This window comes from Streptomyces sp. NPDC026672 (assembly GCF_040638185.1).
Lineage (GTDB): Bacteria > Actinomycetota > Actinomycetes > Streptomycetales > Streptomycetaceae > Streptomyces.
The window spans coordinates 134,783-150,064 of record NZ_JBEZXS010000003.1; the positions used below are offsets into that span (position 1 = coordinate 134,783).

Below are 15,282 nucleotides of genomic sequence, written 5' to 3' on the forward strand. Positions count from 1 at the left end.
CTCCTCGGCTGTGGGCGGGCGTCGCTGGTCCGCCTCCCCCGATCACGGGGCGCTCAAGCGGACCGATCGCCGGAAAGGTCCGCACGGGGGCCGCCGGGCGGCAGGTCCCGCGGGCGCGCGGAGACCGTGCGGAAGCCGCAGTTGGCCGCCGACGAGTGCGGGGTGTTGCCGGTGCGGGCCGCGGTCCGGTAGCGGTTGCAGTAGGAGTCGTGGCACAGGTAGGAGCCGCCGCGGGTCACCGCCAGGGTGCCGGTCCCGGGGCCGCGCGGGTCGTACTCGGGCGAGCGGGCGTAGTAGCCGGGGTCGAACCAGTCGGCGCACCACTCCCAGACGTTGCCCGCCGTGTCGTGCAGGCCGAACCCGCCGGCCGGGAAGGCACCGACGGGCGAGGTGGCGCTCCAGCCGTCCTCCTCGGTGTTCTCGACCGGGAAGGTGCCCTGCCAGATGTTGCAGTGGTGGGCGCCGCCGGGGGTGAGGTCGTCGCCCCACGGGTAGCGGCGGGACTCTGCGCCGCCGCGCGCCGCGTACTCCCATTCCGCCTCGGTGGGCAGTCGGCGTCCGGCCCAGGCGCAGTACGCCTCGGCGTCGGCGCGGGTGACCTGGACGACGGGGTGGGAGCCGCGGCCGTCGAGGGTGGAGCCGGGACCGTGCGGATGGCGCCAGTCGGCCCCGCGCACGTCCACCCACCAGGGGGTCTCGGGGAAGACGGCGAGGACGTCGGCGGGCTCCGCGCGCAGGTGCAGGGCGAACACCGCTGAGTGTCCGGCCAGTTCGGCCTCGGTCGGGTACCCGGTGTCCTGGACGAACGCGGCGAACGCGGTGTTGGTGACGGGCGTGGTGTCGATGCTGAAGGCGTCGAGCCGTACGGGGTGGACGGGCACCTCGCCGTCGTCCGGGTAACCCTCCCCGAAGGCGTCGCCCATCAGGAACCGCCCGGCGGGGACGTGCGCCTGGGCGAGAGGGTGGCGGCGGCCCGGTGCGGCGACCGACCGGGACGGAGGCGCGGTGCGGGCGGCGGTCGGTGGCGCGGTGTGCGCGGCAACCGGTGGCGCGGAGTGCGCCGCGTCGCCCGGCGGGTCGTCCCCGGGTCCGGCGGAGGGAACACAGCAGCGAGCCACGGTCCTCGCCCTCCTGCGTAGAATGATGCCGACCAATAGGGGACTAATCCTATAGCTCCCTGGCACAGGCGGAGACGGGACCAGTCGGTGATCAAATTCGAGCACATCCTGCTGGGCCTGTTCGCCCAGCGCCCCTGGAGCGGGTACGACCTGAGGAAGTGGCTGGCGGAGGGCGGGAAGTTCTTCCGCTCGAACGCCGACCAGAGCCAGATCTACCGGCTGCTGACCCGCATGGAGACCAACGGCTGGATCACCCACACCGTGGACCCGCGCGAGAAACGGCCCGACGCCAAGCTCTACACGATGACCGAGGCCGGCCGCGCGGAACTGCTCGCCTGGGCACGCTCCCCGTACCGGCCCCCGGCCCGGCACCAGGACCCGGACTTCCTCGTGCGGTTCTTCTTCGGCGGGATCGTCGACCCCGTCGGGCTGCGCGCGCTCGTCGAGACCGAACTGGCCGCCCGCAGGGAGCAGGTGGCCCTGCACCGGGGCCGCGACCGCACCCAGACCTTCGTCTCCCCGATCCCCGAGGTCGACGTGGCGCGGGCGCGGCTCCTGGAGGAGCTGACCCACATCCGCGGGATGGCCGAGATCGACTCCTGGATCGCGTGGCTGGAGGAGACGCTGGTGGCGCTGGACGCGGCCCACGTCACCTCCGCGCCCGCGTCGTCCTGACCGCCGCGAGGACCGTCCCACCCAGCGAAGGAGCCCGCCGCGTGCGCGCGATCATGGTCATGTTCGACACCCTCAACCGACGCTTCCTGCCTCCCTACGGCGCCGAGGGAGTCCACGCCCCCCACTTCGAGCGGCTGAGCCGGCTCACCGCCGTGTTCGACAACGCGTACGCCGGGAGCATGCCGTGCATGCCGGCCCGCCGGGAGATCCACACAGGCAGGCACAACTTCCTGCACCGGTCGTGGGGTCCGCTGGAGCCGTACGACGACTCGGTGCCGGAGATGCTGTCGCACGCCGGGGTCTACACCCACCTCGTCACGGACCACCAGCACTACTGGGAGGACGGCGGCGCCACCTACCACAACCGCTACGACTCCTACGAGTTCTTCCGCGGCCAGGAGGGCGACAAGTGGAAGGGGCACGTGGCGGACCCGGTGCTGCCGCCGTCCCTGGGGTGGCGGCCGGACTCGGGGCGCCGGCAGGACTGGATCAACCGCCGGTACATGCCGACCGAGGACCTGCACTCGCAGACGCTCACGGTCGACGCGGGCCTGGAGTTCATCACCACGAACGCGGACGCCGACCGCTGGTTCCTCCAGATCGAGTGCTTCGACCCGCACGAGCCGTTCTTCACGTACGACGAGCACCGCTCGCACTATCTGCGTCCGCTGCCGGACGACGGCGTACAGGCCGACTGGCCCGACTACCGGCGGGTCACGGAGGACGAGGACCGCGTGGCGCGGATACGCGCGGAGTACTCCGCCCTGCTGACGATGTGCGACAAGTCGCTCGGCCGGGTGCTCGACACCATGGACGAGCACGGGCTGTGGGACGACACCCTGCTGATCGTCTGCACCGACCACGGGCTGCTGCTCGGCGAGCACGGCTGGTGGGGCAAGAACGTGCAGCCCTGGTACGACGAGAACATCCACACACCGCTGTTCATCTGGGACCCGCGCAGCGGTGTGCGGGGCGAACGGCGCGCGAGCCTGGTGCAGACGATCGACCTCGGGCCGACGCTGCTCGACTACTTCGGGGTCCCGGCGCCCGACCGGATGCAGGGCGCGCCGCTCGGTGAGGCGGTGGCCGCGGACGAACCGGTGCGCACGGCCGGGCTGTTCGGCGCGTTCGGCAGCCACGTCAACGTGACGGACGGGCGGTACGTGTACATGAGGGCGCCGCTGCGGGAGTCCAACGACCCGCTGTACGAGCACACGTTGATGCCGACGCACATGGCGAGCCGGTTCGCCCCGGAGGAGTTGACGGACGCGGAGCTGATCGCCCCGCTGCCGTTCACCAGGGACGTGCCGGTGCTGCGGCTCCCGGGCAGCACCTGGGGCAATCCGTACGCCTTCGGCACGCTGCTGTTCGACCTGGAGAACGACCCGGAGCAGCGCCGGCCGCTGCTCTCGGACGAGCTGGAGCTGCGCATGGCGACGCTGCTGACGGACCTGATGCGGGCGTCGGACGCGCCGGAGAGCCAGTTCGAACGGCTCGGCCTGCCCGCGACGGGACCGGTCGCCGAGGAGCACCTGCTGGCCCGCCGCCAGTACGCGCAGGTGCTCGCGTCCACGCAGGAGATGCCGCCGGCCGAGGAGTTCAACCGCGCCGACGCCAACGTGACCACGCCGCTGGGCGAGTTGCTGGCGGACGCGTCCGCGCGGGCCGCGGTGCTGCGCCATCTGCCGCTGGTGGCCAACCCGGAGTTCGCCCGCCGCGTCGCCGACCGCTCGCCGTACCAACTCGCGGCGACGACACCCGGCGTGACGGTGACGGCGCTGCGCGCCCTGGACGAGGAACTGGCGGCGCTGACGGCGGCGTAGCCCCCGGGGAACGTCCCGCGAACCGGGTCACCGTACGCCGCGGGCCCGCCCCCCGTCGGTGGCGGGCCCGCGGCGGTGCGCGGCTGCCGGTCAGGGCTGCGCGCGGGACGTCGCGGCCAGGGCGCGGCGGGCCTCCCTGCGGCGGGCCTGTTCCACCGGGTCGGCCACCGGGGCGGCCAGCAGCAGACGCCGGGTGTAGGGGTCCCGGGGCGCGCTAGTGATCTGTTCCGCGGGGCCGCTCTCCACGATCCGTCCGCCGTGCATCACGGCGACCCGGTGGCAGACGTGCCGGACCACCGTCAGGTCGTGGGAGATGAACAGATAGGCGACGCCGGTGCGTTCCTGGAGCTCCACCAGCAGCTCCAGCACCCTGGACCGGGTGGTGAGGTCGAGCGCGCTGACCGGTTCGTCGCACACCACGAGGCGCGGGTCGAGCGCCAGCGCGCGGGCGATGGCGACCCGCTGGCGCTGGCCACCGCTGAACTCGCGGGGCAACCGCCGCCCGGAGTCGGCGGGCAGCCCCACCGCGTCGAGCAGTTCCGCGATCCGGGCACGGGCCGCGCCGGCCGACCGCCCGGCGGCGACCAGCGGTTCGGCGAGGACGGCCTCGACGGTCATGGCGGGGTTGAGCGAGGTGTAGGGGTCCTGGAAGACGACCTGGATCTCGCTGCTGAGCGCCCGGCGCCCGGCACGGTCGAGACCCGAGATCGTCCGGCCGTCGTAGGCGATGGTGCCGGCGGCCACCGGCACCAGGCCGAGGACCGCCCGGCCGAGGGTGGTCTTGCCCGATCCCGACTCGCCCACCAGGCCGACGCACTCCCCCGCGCCCACGGTGAGGGACACCTCGTGGAGGACCTTCAGGGGCGGCTTGCGGAAGCCCTTGGCGGGGAAGGTCACGTCGACGGCGTCGACACTCAGCAGGGGCGCGGTCGCGGCGGTCATCGGGGGGCCTTTCCCGGGGCGGCGGAGGTCAGGGGCGCCCGCGGCGGCGCGGACTCCAGGCCGGAGTCGAGCAGGGTGCGGGTGTACGGGTGCGCGGGCGCGGCGAAGAGGCCGGCGACGTCCTGTTCCTCGACGACACGGCCCGCGCGCATCACGGCGACCCGGTCGCAGAGGTCGGCGACGACCCCGAAGTCGTGCGTGACGAGCAGGACGGTCATGTCGCGCTCCGCGCTCAGGTCGCGCAGCAGGTCCAGCACCTCGGCCTGCACGGTGACGTCGAGCGCGGTGGTCGGCTCGTCGGCGATCAGGAGGTCGGGGTCGCAGGAGACGGCGCCGGCGATGAGGACGCGCTGGGCCATGCCGCCGCTGATCTCGTGCGGGTACGCCGCGAACGTACGGGCGGGGTCCGCGATGCCGACCCGGGCGAGGAGCGCGAGGGCGCGGCTCCTGGCCTCGGCGCGTGAGATCTTCAGCAACACCCGCATCGGCTCGACGAGTTGGTGGCCGACGGTGAACGCGGGGTCGAGGTTGGACATCGGCTCCTGCGGCACGTACGCGATGCGCCGGCCGCGCAGGGCGGCGCGGGCCCGGCGGTCGAGGGCGGTCAGGTCGGTGCCGTCGAAGACGATGCGCCCGGCGCGGACGTCGGCCTCCTCGGGCAGCAGTCCGAGGACGGCGAACGCGGTCTGCGTCTTGCCCGAGCCGGACTCGCCGACGAGGCCGAGGACCTGTCCGCGCCCGACGCTCAGGCCGACGTCCTCCACGACGGTCCGGTCCCCGTCCGGGCCGGGATAGGCGATCGTCAGCCCCTCGACGTGCAGCAGGGCGCCGTCGGGCGTGGTCGTGGGGCGGGTGCCGCCGGACCCGTCCGTGCGGGCGGTGGCGCCGGGTGCGTCCGCGGGCCGGGTCCGGCGGGCGGGGCGGCGGCGCTTCGGCCGGGTCCCCCGGTCGGCGATCGCGTCGCGCAGGGAGTTGCCCACGAGGGCGAGCGCCGCGACGGTGAGGCCGATGGCGACGCCCGGCCAGACGACGAGGGTGGGGGCGGCGTAGATGTTGGTGAAGGCGTCCGACAGCATCTGGCCCCAGCTGGCCTGGGAGGCGTCGACGATGCCGAGGAACTGGAGGCCGGTCTGGAGCAGGATCGCGATGCCGGCGCCGATGGACGCCTGGATGACGATGGGGGCGCGTACGACGCCGAGGACGTGGCGTCCGATGATGCGGGCGTCGCCCAGTCCGGAGATCCGGGCGGCGTCGACGTAGAGTTCGCCGCGCACCCCGCGTACGGCGGTGCGCACCAGGCGGAAGAACTGCGGGGCGAGCAGGACGCCGAACAGCGCCATGACCGGAAGGGTCCGCGGGCCGAGCGTCGCGGTGGCGCTCAGCAGGATCACCATGCCGGGGATCGACTGGAGCATGTTGGCGACCCAGCCGGCGACGGTGTCGAAGGCCCGGCCGTAGTAGCCGGCGAGGAGGCCGGAGGTGACGCCGAGCAGGGTCGCCACGACGAGGGTGACGAGCGCGCCCAGCAGCGTGGAACGGCCGCCGTAGAACAGGCGGGAGAGGACGTCGCGGCCCGCGCCGTCGCCGCCCATGAGGTGTCCGCCGCCGGGAGCCGAGCGTGCGGTCTCCGGGAAGACGTGGTTCGGGTCGTGGGGGGCGATCAGGGGCGCGGCCAGGCTGACGAGGATCACGACGGCCAGGACGGCGAGCGCGGCGACAGCGACCGGGTCGCGCAGGAGTCTGCGGGTCACACCGTCGGGGGCGGTGGTGCCGGGCAGGGTGACGACGTCGGTCATCGCACACGCACCTTCGGGTTGAGCCAGCCGTTGGCCATGTCGAGCAGGAGGTTGACCACGACGACGACCACGACCATCAGCACGATGACGCCGAGGACCTGCGGGGTGTCGCCGCCGAGGGTGGAGTTGAGCGCGAGGAAGCCGAGGCCGGGCAGGGCGAACACCTTCTCGATGACGACCGTGCCGCCGAGCAGGCTGATGAAGTGCAGGGACACCATGGTCAGGGCCGTGGGCGCGGCGCCGCGCAGCGCGTGCTCGTAGACGACGCGGGTCTCGGACAGACCGCGGCTGCGCAGGGTCCTGACGTAGTCCTGGTTCAGGATGTCGATCATGGCGCTGCGGACCTGCTGCGCGGTCGAGGCGATCGAGCTGACGGCGAGCGCGAGGACGGGCAGCACGAGGGAGGACAGCCAGTCGCCGGGCGACTGGGTGAGCGGGGTGTATCCGGTGGCGGGGAACCACTGGAGTCTGATGGCGACGCCGATGACCAGGAGCAGCGCGAACCACACGCCGGGCATGGCGAAGCCGACGACGGCGAGGATCTGCACGCACCGGTCGACGGCGCCGCGCCGTACGGCCGCGGTGACGCCGAGGACCACGCTGACGAGGGTGGTGAGCAGGACCGCGCCGACGGCGAGGGACAGGGTCACGGGCAGTCGGTCGGCGAGGCCGTCGGTGACCTTCTGGTTGGTGAGCCAGGAGGTGCCGAGGTCGCCGCGGACGGCGTGCGAGAGCCAGTCGCCGTACTGGCTGAGCAGGCTCCGGTCGAGGCCCAGTTCATGCTGTTTGCGGGCGATCTGGTCCGGGGTGGCGGTCTCGCCGAGCAGGGTCCGCGCGACGTCCGTGCCGCCCGCGGAGAGCAGGAGGAACGCCAGTGTGGAGATGACGAAGACGAGTACGACCCCCGCGAGCAGGCGTCGCAGGACGAAGGTCAGCAAGGGGTGGTCCTTCCCCGCGGGACGCCGGTCCGCGTCGGATGGGTGAGGTGGACCCGGCCGCGGTTCATGCGGCGGGGCGGAAGTTCTGCAACGAGGGCACGATCTGGAGGCTCTGCGGGGTGACCTCGATCGCCGGGGAGGAGAAGTAGACGGCGTCGGGGAAGTAGGCGGGCGCGAACCAGGCGCGCTCGACGTAGACGCGGTCGAGGCGGTGGTACGCGGCGTCGCGGGCCGCGCCCTCGGGGGCGTCGCGGACGGCGTCGATGGCGGCCTGGACCGCCGGGTCGTCGACGTGCAGGGGGTTCCAGGCGGCCTTGGCCGTGCCGAGGAAGTTCACGGCCTGCCAGGGGTCGCTGGACTGGAGCTGGTAGTACACGGCGGGGAACTTGCCGGAGAGGTACTGGGCGTTGACCGACTGGGTGGGCACCTGCACCCAGTTGACGCGGATGCCGACGTCGCCGAGGAGCTGTCCGAGGATCGGGGAGAGGTTCGGGTAGACCGGCTCGGGGATGTCGAGGTCGAAGCCGCGGGCGTAGCCGGCCTGGGCGAGCAGGGTGCGGGCGCGGGCCGGGTCGTGCGGGTAGTAGGTGTCGAGGCTCAGGTCGGCGGCCGGGGACTGCGGGTTGAAGACCTGTCCCGTGGTGCGGGCCCTGCCGTCGACGAGGATCTTGGCGATGCCGTCGCGGTCCATGGCGTGGTTGACGGCCCGGCGTACGCGGACGTCGCCGAGGGGGCGGCTGACCCGGCCGTCGCGGTCGAAGAGGAACAGGCCCTGGAAGCCGGGGCCCGGCGAGACGGTGGCCTTGAGCCCGGCGGAGGTCGCGGCGCGGATGTTGAGCGCGTCGCCGAACGCGCCGTCGACCTGTCCGGAGCGCACGGCGTTGAGCCGGGCGATCGCGTCGGTCATGGGGATGAGGACGACCTTCTCGAAGGGGAAGGAACGTTTGTCCCAGTAGTCGGCGTTGCGGACGAAGGTGTACTTGACCGTCGGTGTGGTGCCCTTCGGGTCCAGCACGTACGGCCCGGTGCCGACGGGGCGCGTCCGCAGACCGGGCGTGCCGACGGCCTTCGGGCTCGCCATCATGCCGCAGCCCATGGCGAGTTGGCGGACGATACCGGGGTCGGGCCGCTCCAGTACCAGGTCGACGCCGCCGGGCGAGTCGACGCGGACGGACCTGAGCGAGGCGAAGCCGGCCGCGCCGGTGCCGGTGCCCTTCTTCGCGGCCATCAGATTGGCGGCGACCGCCCTGCCGTCGAAGGGCGTTCCGTCGTGGAAGCGCACTCCGGGGCGCAGCGTCAGGTGCAGGACCGTGCGGCTGCGGTCGTACGACCACTCGGTGGCGAGGCCGGGTGTGTAGGTGCCGTCGGGCGCGATGCGCAGCAGCCCGTCGTACGGCGCCTGGTAGTACTGCATGAAGTGCGCGTCCTGGGCCTCGGCGGGCGCGAAGGAGTTCACGTCCACGGCCGTGCCGAGGGTCAGCGTCCCGCTCGGCCTCCGGTCCCGCCCGGACGAGGAGCAGCCCGCCAGCCCGGCCACCACGGCACCCCCGGCCCCGAGCACCCCCAGCACTTCCCGCCTGCTCCGCATACACGCCCCCTCGTCATCCGGCGGACTTCTGCCGGTGACCATATAGGACCCTTCCTATAGTGGAAAGAGCGAATAACATTGCAGACGTGTGAACGGTCACGGGGGTGCGCGCCGCACGGGTTCCCGTCACCCGTGCGGGCGGGAGATCAGTCCGAGGTGCCCTGTCCCAACTCGTTCCTGATGAGTGTGTTCAGGTGGTGGCGGGCCTGGTCGGTTGTCAGGGGTGGGGACTGGCGGAGGCGTTGGAGGGCCAGGCCGTCGGCCAGGGCGGCGAAGCGGAGGGTGAAGCCGTCGAGGTCGTCGGTGGTGAACTCCCCGTCGGCCACGCCCCGTTCGGCCAGGGTGCGGATCTGCCGGTGCCAGGCCGCGTAGCGCTCGGCCTGGCCGCGGGCGAACGCCTCGTCCGTGCCCTGGTCGCCGGCGTTCCAGTAGTCGAACCACATGCGCCAGTGCCGGTCGGTGTCCTCGGTGAACAGCGCGTCGACGAGCAGGCGCAGCGCCTCGGCGCCGGTGGTGGCCCGCGCCGCGCTCTCGCTGAGCGCCGCGTAGTACCGCTCGATGTGCAGCACCATCGCCTCGGAGAGGATCTCCTGGACGCTGCCGAAGTGGTAGGTGACGGTGCCGACGGACACCCCGGCCGCCGCGGCCACGTCCCGCACCCCCACGGAGCCGTAGCCGCGTTCGGCGATGAGCGGGAGGGCCGCCTCGACGATCAGCCGGCGGCGGACCTCGGTGGGCTGGCGGGTGCGGTCGGCGGCGGCGACGGCGCGACGCGGGGTCCTGGCGGCGGTCATCCCGACGTCCTGCCGATGGTGCGGTGCCATGCGCGCTTGGCCACTGTCTCTCCGTTCGCCCGTGCCTCGATGCGGCTGTCCACGACGAAGTCCGCGGCCGTGGCGCGCAGCTCCGTGCGCGTCATGATCTCAGCGTCGAAGTCGTCGCCGCGCCGCAGCCGGACGTGCCACTCGGAGACGGCGCGCGCGGACAGCGGGTCGTCGTCTCGGATGCGGTACGTCTCCCGCGCGCTCTCCGTGTAGCGCAGCCCGTCGGGGTAGGTCCGTGATCCGCCGTAGTCGGGGTCGACCTCCAGGGTCCACTCCCCCGTGGCGACGTCCCGGGTGACCAGCCGTTCGGGACGTGCCGTCACGGGCGGGTCGTACGTCACGGCGAGCGGCGGCGCCTGTTCCGGTTCCTCGAAGGCGACGACCGGCTCGTCCCCGTCCGCCAGCCGCACCGGCAGCAGCAGCGCGCTGTCCCCCGGTACGACCCGCAGCGCGCCGCGCTCGCCGTGCGGCCACACCCACGGCCAGTAGGCGTCGCAGACGGCGACCCTGATCCGGTGGCCGGGCGGGAAGGCGTATCCGGTGCCGGTGAGGTCGAGTCCGACGTCCTCGTACGTCCCCGGGGCCCACTCCACGGCCCGGTCCCGGCCGTGCCGGCTCAGCAGGTTCAGCACCCCGCGCGTGATCAGCGTGGACGCGCCGTCGGGGGCGACGTCGCAGAGGCGGACGATCACATGGGCGCGCGGGGTGTCGCTGTCGAGGCGCAGCCGCACCCGGGGCCGGCCGAGGATCTCCACGCGTTCGGTGAGGGGCGCGGAGTCGAAGCACACGGACCGCCCGTCCTCCTCGCGCTGGTCGGGCGGCAGGTCGCCGGTGTTGCCGAAGGGGAAGAAGCGGCCGGCGTCGACACCGGTGTGCTGCGGGGAGCGCACCGGCACGGGCGCGCTGCCGGAGCCGAGCGCCCGCTCGTCCCACACGGTCCGCGGCGAGGGCCACCGGCTCTCGCCGATCCAGCGGCCCGGCATCACGTCGTACGACGTGGCGGGCGGGACCGGGTCGTTGATCCAGGCGCGCAGCAGCGGTTCGCGCATGACGCCGGTGTCGGTGTCCTTGAGGTGCTGGTCCCACCAGCGCAGGGTTTCCTGGAGGAAGCCGATCGCGGGGCCGGGCGGCAGCCCCCGGTCGGGGTACTGGTGGGACCACGGCCCGATCAGTCCCCGTACCCGGTCCGCGGGCAGGTGCTCGACGAGCCGCAGCACGGTGTCCCGGTAGGGGTCGTGCCAGCCGCCGACGGCGAGGACGGCCGCCCCGACGGCGCCGTAGTCCTCGCAGACGCTGCCGTGCCTCCAGTAGGCGTCGCGTTCCTGGTGGGCGAGCCAGGTGTGCAGGAGGGGTTCGAGGGCGTCGAGCCGTTCGCGCCACATGGGCAGCCAGCGCGCGCCGACGCTCGCGGGGTCCGGCGGGCGGGCGGCGAAGGCGAGCATGGTGCCGGCCCAGGCGAGCATGTCGATGCCGAGGACGGCGCCGCCGGTGTAGTGGACGTCGTTGTCGTAGCGGTCGTCGGTGGAGCAGACGGTGACGATCGCCTTCAGCGGCTCGGGGGCGAGGGCCGCGATCTGGAGGGCGTTGAAGCCGCCCCAGGAGATGCCGAACATGCCGACCCGGCCGGTGCACCAGGGCTGGGCGGCGAGCCAGTGGACGACGTCGACGCCGTCGGCGAGCTCCTGGGCGTCGTACTCGTCGCCGGGTGCGCCCTCGCTGTCCCCGTGGCCGCGGATGTCGACGCGGACGGAGGCGTAGCCGTGGCCGGCGTACCAGGGGTGGCGCTGGGCGTCGCGCGGCGCGGTCCAGTCGCCCTTGCGGTACGGGAGGTATTCGAGCAGGGCGGGTACGGGGTCGGCGTCCGCGGGCCGCCACACGCGGGCGTGCAGCCGGGTCGCGCCGTCGCGGGTGGGGATCCAGACGTCCTCCCGGACGACCCGGCGCTCGAACTGGTCGCGGTACTTCACACGGCTCCTTCGGCCACGGGGGTGTGCGCGGGCTGCCAGCGGCGGACGCGGTGGCCGTCGCCGTGGTCGGTCCAGACGTCGCCCGGTGCCGCCGCGTCGGACCAGCCGGGGGCGTCAAGGGGCGGCGGGGGTGTACGGGGGTCGGGTTCGAGGACGGCGGCCATCAGCTGCCGGGTGTAGGGGTGGCCGGGCGCGGCGAACACGGCCTCGGTCGGGCCCTCCTCGACGACGACCCCGTGGCGCAGGACCACGACCCGGTCGGCGACGCCCCGGACGACGGCGAGGTCGTGGCTGATGAACAGGCAGGCCAGGTCGTGTTCGCGGCGCAGGTCGTCCAGCAGGCGCAGCACCTCGGCCTGGACGGACACGTCGAGGGCGGTGGTGATCTCGTCGGCGATCAGGACGTCGGGGCCGCCGGCCAACGCCCGTGCGATGCCGATGCGTTGGCGCTGTCCGCCGGAGAGCTGGGCGGGCAGCCGGCCGGCGAGGGCGGGGTCGAGGCGGACGTCGGCGAGCAGCCGCAGGGTGCGCTCGGCGGCCTCGGCGCGGCCGGGTGCCGTGCCGAAGAACCGCAGCGGGCGGCGGACCGCCTCGGCGACCGGGCGGCGGGGGTTGAGGGAGGTGTCGGCGTTCTGGAAGACGAGCTGGATCCGGCGGCGCAGGGCCGGCGGGCGCTCGGCGGCGGGGAGGTTCAGGTTGCCGGACTCATGTGCGAGCGTGCCGCCGGAGGGGGTGCGCAGCCCGGCGAGCGCCCAGGCGAGGGTGGACTTCCCGCTGCCCGACTCGCCGACGAGCGCGAGGACTTCGCCGCGCCTGACCTCGAAGGAGACGCCGTCCACGGCCCGGCCGCTGCCGTAGTCGACGGTGACGTCGCGGGCGGTGACGGCGACGGGCGCGCCGTCCGGGACCGCGGAGCGCGGGCGCACGGTCCGCTCCCCCGCCTCGTCCACGAGCGCGAGTCCGGCGTCGTCCAGCCGGGGCACGCTCGCCAGCAGCCTTCTCGTGTACGGGTCTTGGGGGTGGTCGAACAGCTGCCGGGTGGGCGCGGCCTCCACGACGCGGCCCGTGCCGAGCACGCACACCTCGTCGGCCATGTGGGCGACCACGCCGAGGTCGTGGCTCACCAGGACGGCGGCCAGGCCGAGTTCGTCGCGCAGGGCGGCGATCAGGTCGAGGACGCCGCGCTGGGTGACGACGTCGAGGCCGGTGGTCGGTTCGTCGAGGACCAGCACCTTGGGGCGGGCGGCGACGGCCATGGCGATGGCGACGCGCTGCTGCTGGCCGCCGGAGAGTTCGTGCGGGTAGCGGCGGGCCAGGTCGGCGGGGCGGGGCAGCCGGACCTGGTCGAGCAGGTCGGTGACGGGGACGTCGGTGCCGGTCTCCTGGATCTGCCGTCCGATGCGCATGGAGGGCGTCAGCGCGTGCCCGGCGTTCTGGGCGACCATGGCGACGGTGCCGCCGCGCAGCCGGCGCAACTCCCGCGCGGGCAGGGCGAACACGTCCCGCCCGTCGACGCGTACGGTGCCGCCGGTGCGGCGGGAGCCGTGCCGGAGGTGGCCGAGGAGCGTGGCGGCCACGGTCGACTTGCCGCTGCCGGACTCGCCGACCAGGGCCAGGGTGCGGCCGGCCGCGACCTCCAGGGACACGTCGTGCACGACCGGCACGTCACGGCCGCCCGAACGGTAGGCCACGGACAGGGAGTCCACGGAGACGACGGGGGCGACGGGGCCGGCGGAGGTGTAGGGCGCGGTCATCAGGAGCCCTCCCGGAGGCGGTCCACGCCCCATGCCTTGGACAGGCCGTCGGCCGCGAGGTTGAGCCCGACCACGAGGGTGGCCAGGGCGATGATCGGGGCGATGCTCGCCAGGGGGACGACGGTGATGGCGGTGCGGTTCTCGGCGACCATGAGGCCCCAGTCGGGGGTGGGCGGGTCGGCGCCGAAGCCGAGGAAGGACAGCGAGGAGATCAGCAGCACGACCCAGGAGGCGCGCATCGCGAACTCCACGCACACGACGTCGGTGATGTTCGGCAGCACCTCCCGGCGCAGGATCGACCAGGTGCTCTCGCCGCGGGCGCGGGCGGCCGTGACGTAGTCGAGGGGGACGACGGCGAGGGCCGCGCCGCGCACGACGCGGACGACCTGCGGGGCGTACACGACGGCGACGGCGAGGACGATCACCGCGGGTCCGGTGCCGAGCGCGGTCACGACGACGAGCAGGGCGAGGACGGCGGGCACGGACAGCACCGCGTCCAGGAGCCGTCCGAGCACGTCGTCGAACCAGCCTCCGCGCAGGGCCGCGGCGCAGCCGACGACGGTGCCCGCGGCGACGGTGAGGAGGGTGGCGGCGAGGGAGACGCCGAGGGCGTAACGACCGCCGTACAGCACGCGGGTCAGGACGTCGCGGCCGTACTGGTCGGTGCCCGCCCAGTGGTCCCGGCCGGGGCCGAGCAGGGCGTGCGCGGGGTCGTTGGCCGTCGGGTCGTGGGAGGTGAGCAGGGGCGCGAGCAGCGCGATCAGGACGTGGAGCGCGACGACGGTCAGGCCGGCGAGCGCGACGCGCGAGGAGGTCAGCGTGCGCCAGGCCCGGGCGGCGGCGCGCGGTGCGGGGACGGTGGCGGCGGGCGTGGCCGCGGGTGTGGTGTCGTATGCGGTCATCGGGTCCTGCCTCGGGTGCGGAGCCGGGGGTTGAGGGCCATGGCGCAGAGGTCGGCGGCGAGGTTGCAGCAGACGTAGACGACGGCGCTGACGAGGGCGACGGCCTGGACGACGGGCAGGTCGCGGTTCTGCACGGAGGAGAGCATCAGCTTGCCGATGCCGGGGTAGTTGAAGACGTTCTCGACGACGGCGACGCCGCCGACGAGCCAGGCGACGTTGAGGGCGATCACGTGCAGGACGGGCAGCAGCGCGCTCGGCAGGGCGTGCCGGGTGACGATCCGCCAGGTGGACAGGCCCTTGAGGCGGGCCGTGGTGACGTACTCGCCGGCCATCACGTCGATCACCGAGGTGCGGGCCATGCGCACGATGTAGGCGGCCATGACGACGGTGAGCGCGAGGGCGGGCAGCCAGACGGCGGGCAGCAGTTGGCCGACGCTCGCGTCGGGGCCGTAGAGGACGACGGCGGGGAACCAGGGCAGCGCGACGGAGAAGCAGAGCACGAGGACGGTGGCGACGACGAACTCGGGCACGCTCATGCCGATCAGGCTCACGGTGGAGACGAGGTGGTCGGGCCAGCGGTCGCGGTACAGGCCCGCGACGACCCCGAGGACCACCGAGCCGGTCACCGCGAACACGACGGTGACGAGGGCGATGAGGGCGGAGTTGCCGAGGTAGGAGGCGACTTCGCCGCCGACGGCCCTGCCGGTGACGAGCGAGGTGCCGAAGTCGCCGTGCAGGGCGCCCCCGATCCAGTCGCCGTAGCGCTCCCAGGCGGGCCGGTCCAGGCCCAGCTTTCCGCGCAGGGCGGCAACGGCGTCGGGGGTGGCGTCCTTGCCGAGGACCTGGGTGGCGACGTCGCCGGGCAGGGCCTGGACGGCGAGGAAGACGAGGACGGAGGAGACGATCAGCGTGCCGACGGCGGAGGCCAGGCGGCGCAGGGTGAACACGAGCACGC

General features: G+C 73.7%; 12 protein-coding genes. 2 read left to right on the plus strand and 10 right to left on the minus strand.

Annotated elements, in window-relative coordinates; all coding sequences use genetic code 11:
- Nucleotides 1–53: 53 nt before the first annotated feature.
- Nucleotides 54–1,118 (minus strand): formylglycine-generating enzyme family protein, encoded by a 1,065-nt coding sequence (locus tag AB0F77_RS03945; RefSeq protein ID WP_361940965.1) that lies wholly within the window; start codon nt 1,116–1,118, stop codon nt 54–56.
- A gap of 87 nt (nt 1,119–1,205) precedes the next feature.
- Here AB0F77_RS03945 and AB0F77_RS03950 point away from each other — a divergent pair, with 87 nt between their 5' ends.
- Together AB0F77_RS03950 and AB0F77_RS03955 are read left to right on the plus strand one after the other, a co-directional pair.
- Nucleotides 1,206–1,793, plus strand: a complete 588-nt coding sequence (locus tag AB0F77_RS03950) for a PadR family transcriptional regulator (protein ID WP_361940968.1) — start codon at nt 1,206–1,208, stop codon at nt 1,791–1,793.
- Between the two features lie 41 nt (nt 1,794–1,834).
- Nucleotides 1,835–3,616 carry a sulfatase gene (locus AB0F77_RS03955; protein ID WP_361940971.1) on the plus strand — a complete coding sequence of 594 codons (1,782 nt, stop codon included), beginning with the start codon at nt 1,835–1,837 and terminating at the stop codon, nt 3,614–3,616.
- A 90-nt stretch (nt 3,617–3,706) separates the two neighbouring features.
- On the opposite strand, the gene AB0F77_RS03960 is transcribed toward AB0F77_RS03955, so the two are convergent.
- From AB0F77_RS03960 to AB0F77_RS04000, 9 genes are all read right to left on the minus strand, one after another.
- Nucleotides 3,707–4,558 (minus strand): ATP-binding cassette domain-containing protein, encoded by an 852-nt coding sequence (locus AB0F77_RS03960; RefSeq protein ID WP_361940974.1) that lies wholly within the window; start codon nt 4,556–4,558, stop codon nt 3,707–3,709.
- The gene (locus AB0F77_RS03965; RefSeq protein WP_361940977.1) at nt 4,555–6,354 is read right to left on the minus strand and encodes a dipeptide/oligopeptide/nickel ABC transporter permease/ATP-binding protein; all 1,800 of its coding nucleotides are present in this window, start codon (nt 6,352–6,354) and stop codon (nt 4,555–4,557) included. The genes AB0F77_RS03960 and AB0F77_RS03965 overlap by 4 nt, the downstream gene beginning before the upstream one ends.
- On the minus strand, nt 6,351–7,292 hold the full coding sequence (locus AB0F77_RS03970; protein WP_361940980.1) for an ABC transporter permease: 942 nt from the start codon (nt 7,290–7,292) through the stop codon (nt 6,351–6,353). The genes AB0F77_RS03965 and AB0F77_RS03970 overlap by 4 nt, the downstream gene beginning before the upstream one ends.
- Before the next feature lie 64 nt (nt 7,293–7,356).
- The gene (locus tag AB0F77_RS03975; protein WP_361940983.1) at nt 7,357–8,880 is read right to left on the minus strand and encodes an ABC transporter substrate-binding protein; all 1,524 of its coding nucleotides are present in this window, start codon (nt 8,878–8,880) and stop codon (nt 7,357–7,359) included.
- 146 nt (nt 8,881–9,026) lie between these two features.
- The gene (locus tag AB0F77_RS03980) at nt 9,027–9,674 is read right to left on the minus strand and encodes a TetR/AcrR family transcriptional regulator (RefSeq protein ID WP_361940985.1); all 648 of its coding nucleotides are present in this window, start codon (nt 9,672–9,674) and stop codon (nt 9,027–9,029) included.
- Nucleotides 9,671–11,671 carry a CocE/NonD family hydrolase gene (locus AB0F77_RS03985; RefSeq protein ID WP_361940988.1) on the minus strand — a complete coding sequence of 667 codons (2,001 nt, stop codon included), beginning with the start codon at nt 11,669–11,671 and terminating at the stop codon, nt 9,671–9,673. The genes AB0F77_RS03980 and AB0F77_RS03985 overlap by 4 nt, the downstream gene beginning before the upstream one ends.
- Entirely contained in the window at nt 11,668–13,425 is a 1,758-nt protein-coding gene (locus tag AB0F77_RS03990; RefSeq protein ID WP_361940991.1) for an ABC transporter ATP-binding protein, read from the minus strand. The genes AB0F77_RS03985 and AB0F77_RS03990 overlap by 4 nt, the downstream gene beginning before the upstream one ends.
- Entirely contained in the window at nt 13,425–14,327 is a 903-nt protein-coding gene (locus AB0F77_RS03995) for an ABC transporter permease (protein WP_361940994.1), read from the minus strand. Before AB0F77_RS03995 ends, AB0F77_RS03990 begins: the two co-directional genes overlap by 1 nt.
- Nucleotides 14,324–15,280, minus strand: coding sequence for an ABC transporter permease (locus tag AB0F77_RS04000; RefSeq protein WP_361940997.1), 957 nt, complete (start codon nt 15,278–15,280; stop codon nt 14,324–14,326). The genes AB0F77_RS03995 and AB0F77_RS04000 overlap by 4 nt, the downstream gene beginning before the upstream one ends.
- Between the last annotated feature and the right edge of the window lie 2 nt (nt 15,281–15,282).

Coding starts and splice junctions, on each gene's coding strand:
- AB0F77_RS03960 (WP_361940974.1), bottom strand. CDS start 4,558: ATGACCGCCGCGACCGCGCCCCTGCTGAGTGTCGACGCCGTCGACGTG.
- AB0F77_RS03965 (WP_361940977.1), bottom strand. CDS start 6,354: ATGACCGACGTCGTCACCCTGCCCGGCACCACCGCCCCCGACGGTGTG.
- AB0F77_RS03975 (WP_361940983.1), bottom strand. CDS start 8,880: ATGCGGAGCAGGCGGGAAGTGCTGGGGGTGCTCGGGGCCGGGGGTGCC.
- AB0F77_RS03980 (WP_361940985.1), bottom strand. CDS start 9,674: ATGACCGCCGCCAGGACCCCGCGTCGCGCCGTCGCCGCCGCCGACCGC.
- AB0F77_RS03990 (WP_361940991.1), bottom strand. CDS start 13,425: ATGACCGCGCCCTACACCTCCGCCGGCCCCGTCGCCCCCGTCGTCTCC.
- AB0F77_RS03995 (WP_361940994.1), bottom strand. CDS start 14,327: ATGACCGCATACGACACCACACCCGCGGCCACGCCCGCCGCCACCGTC.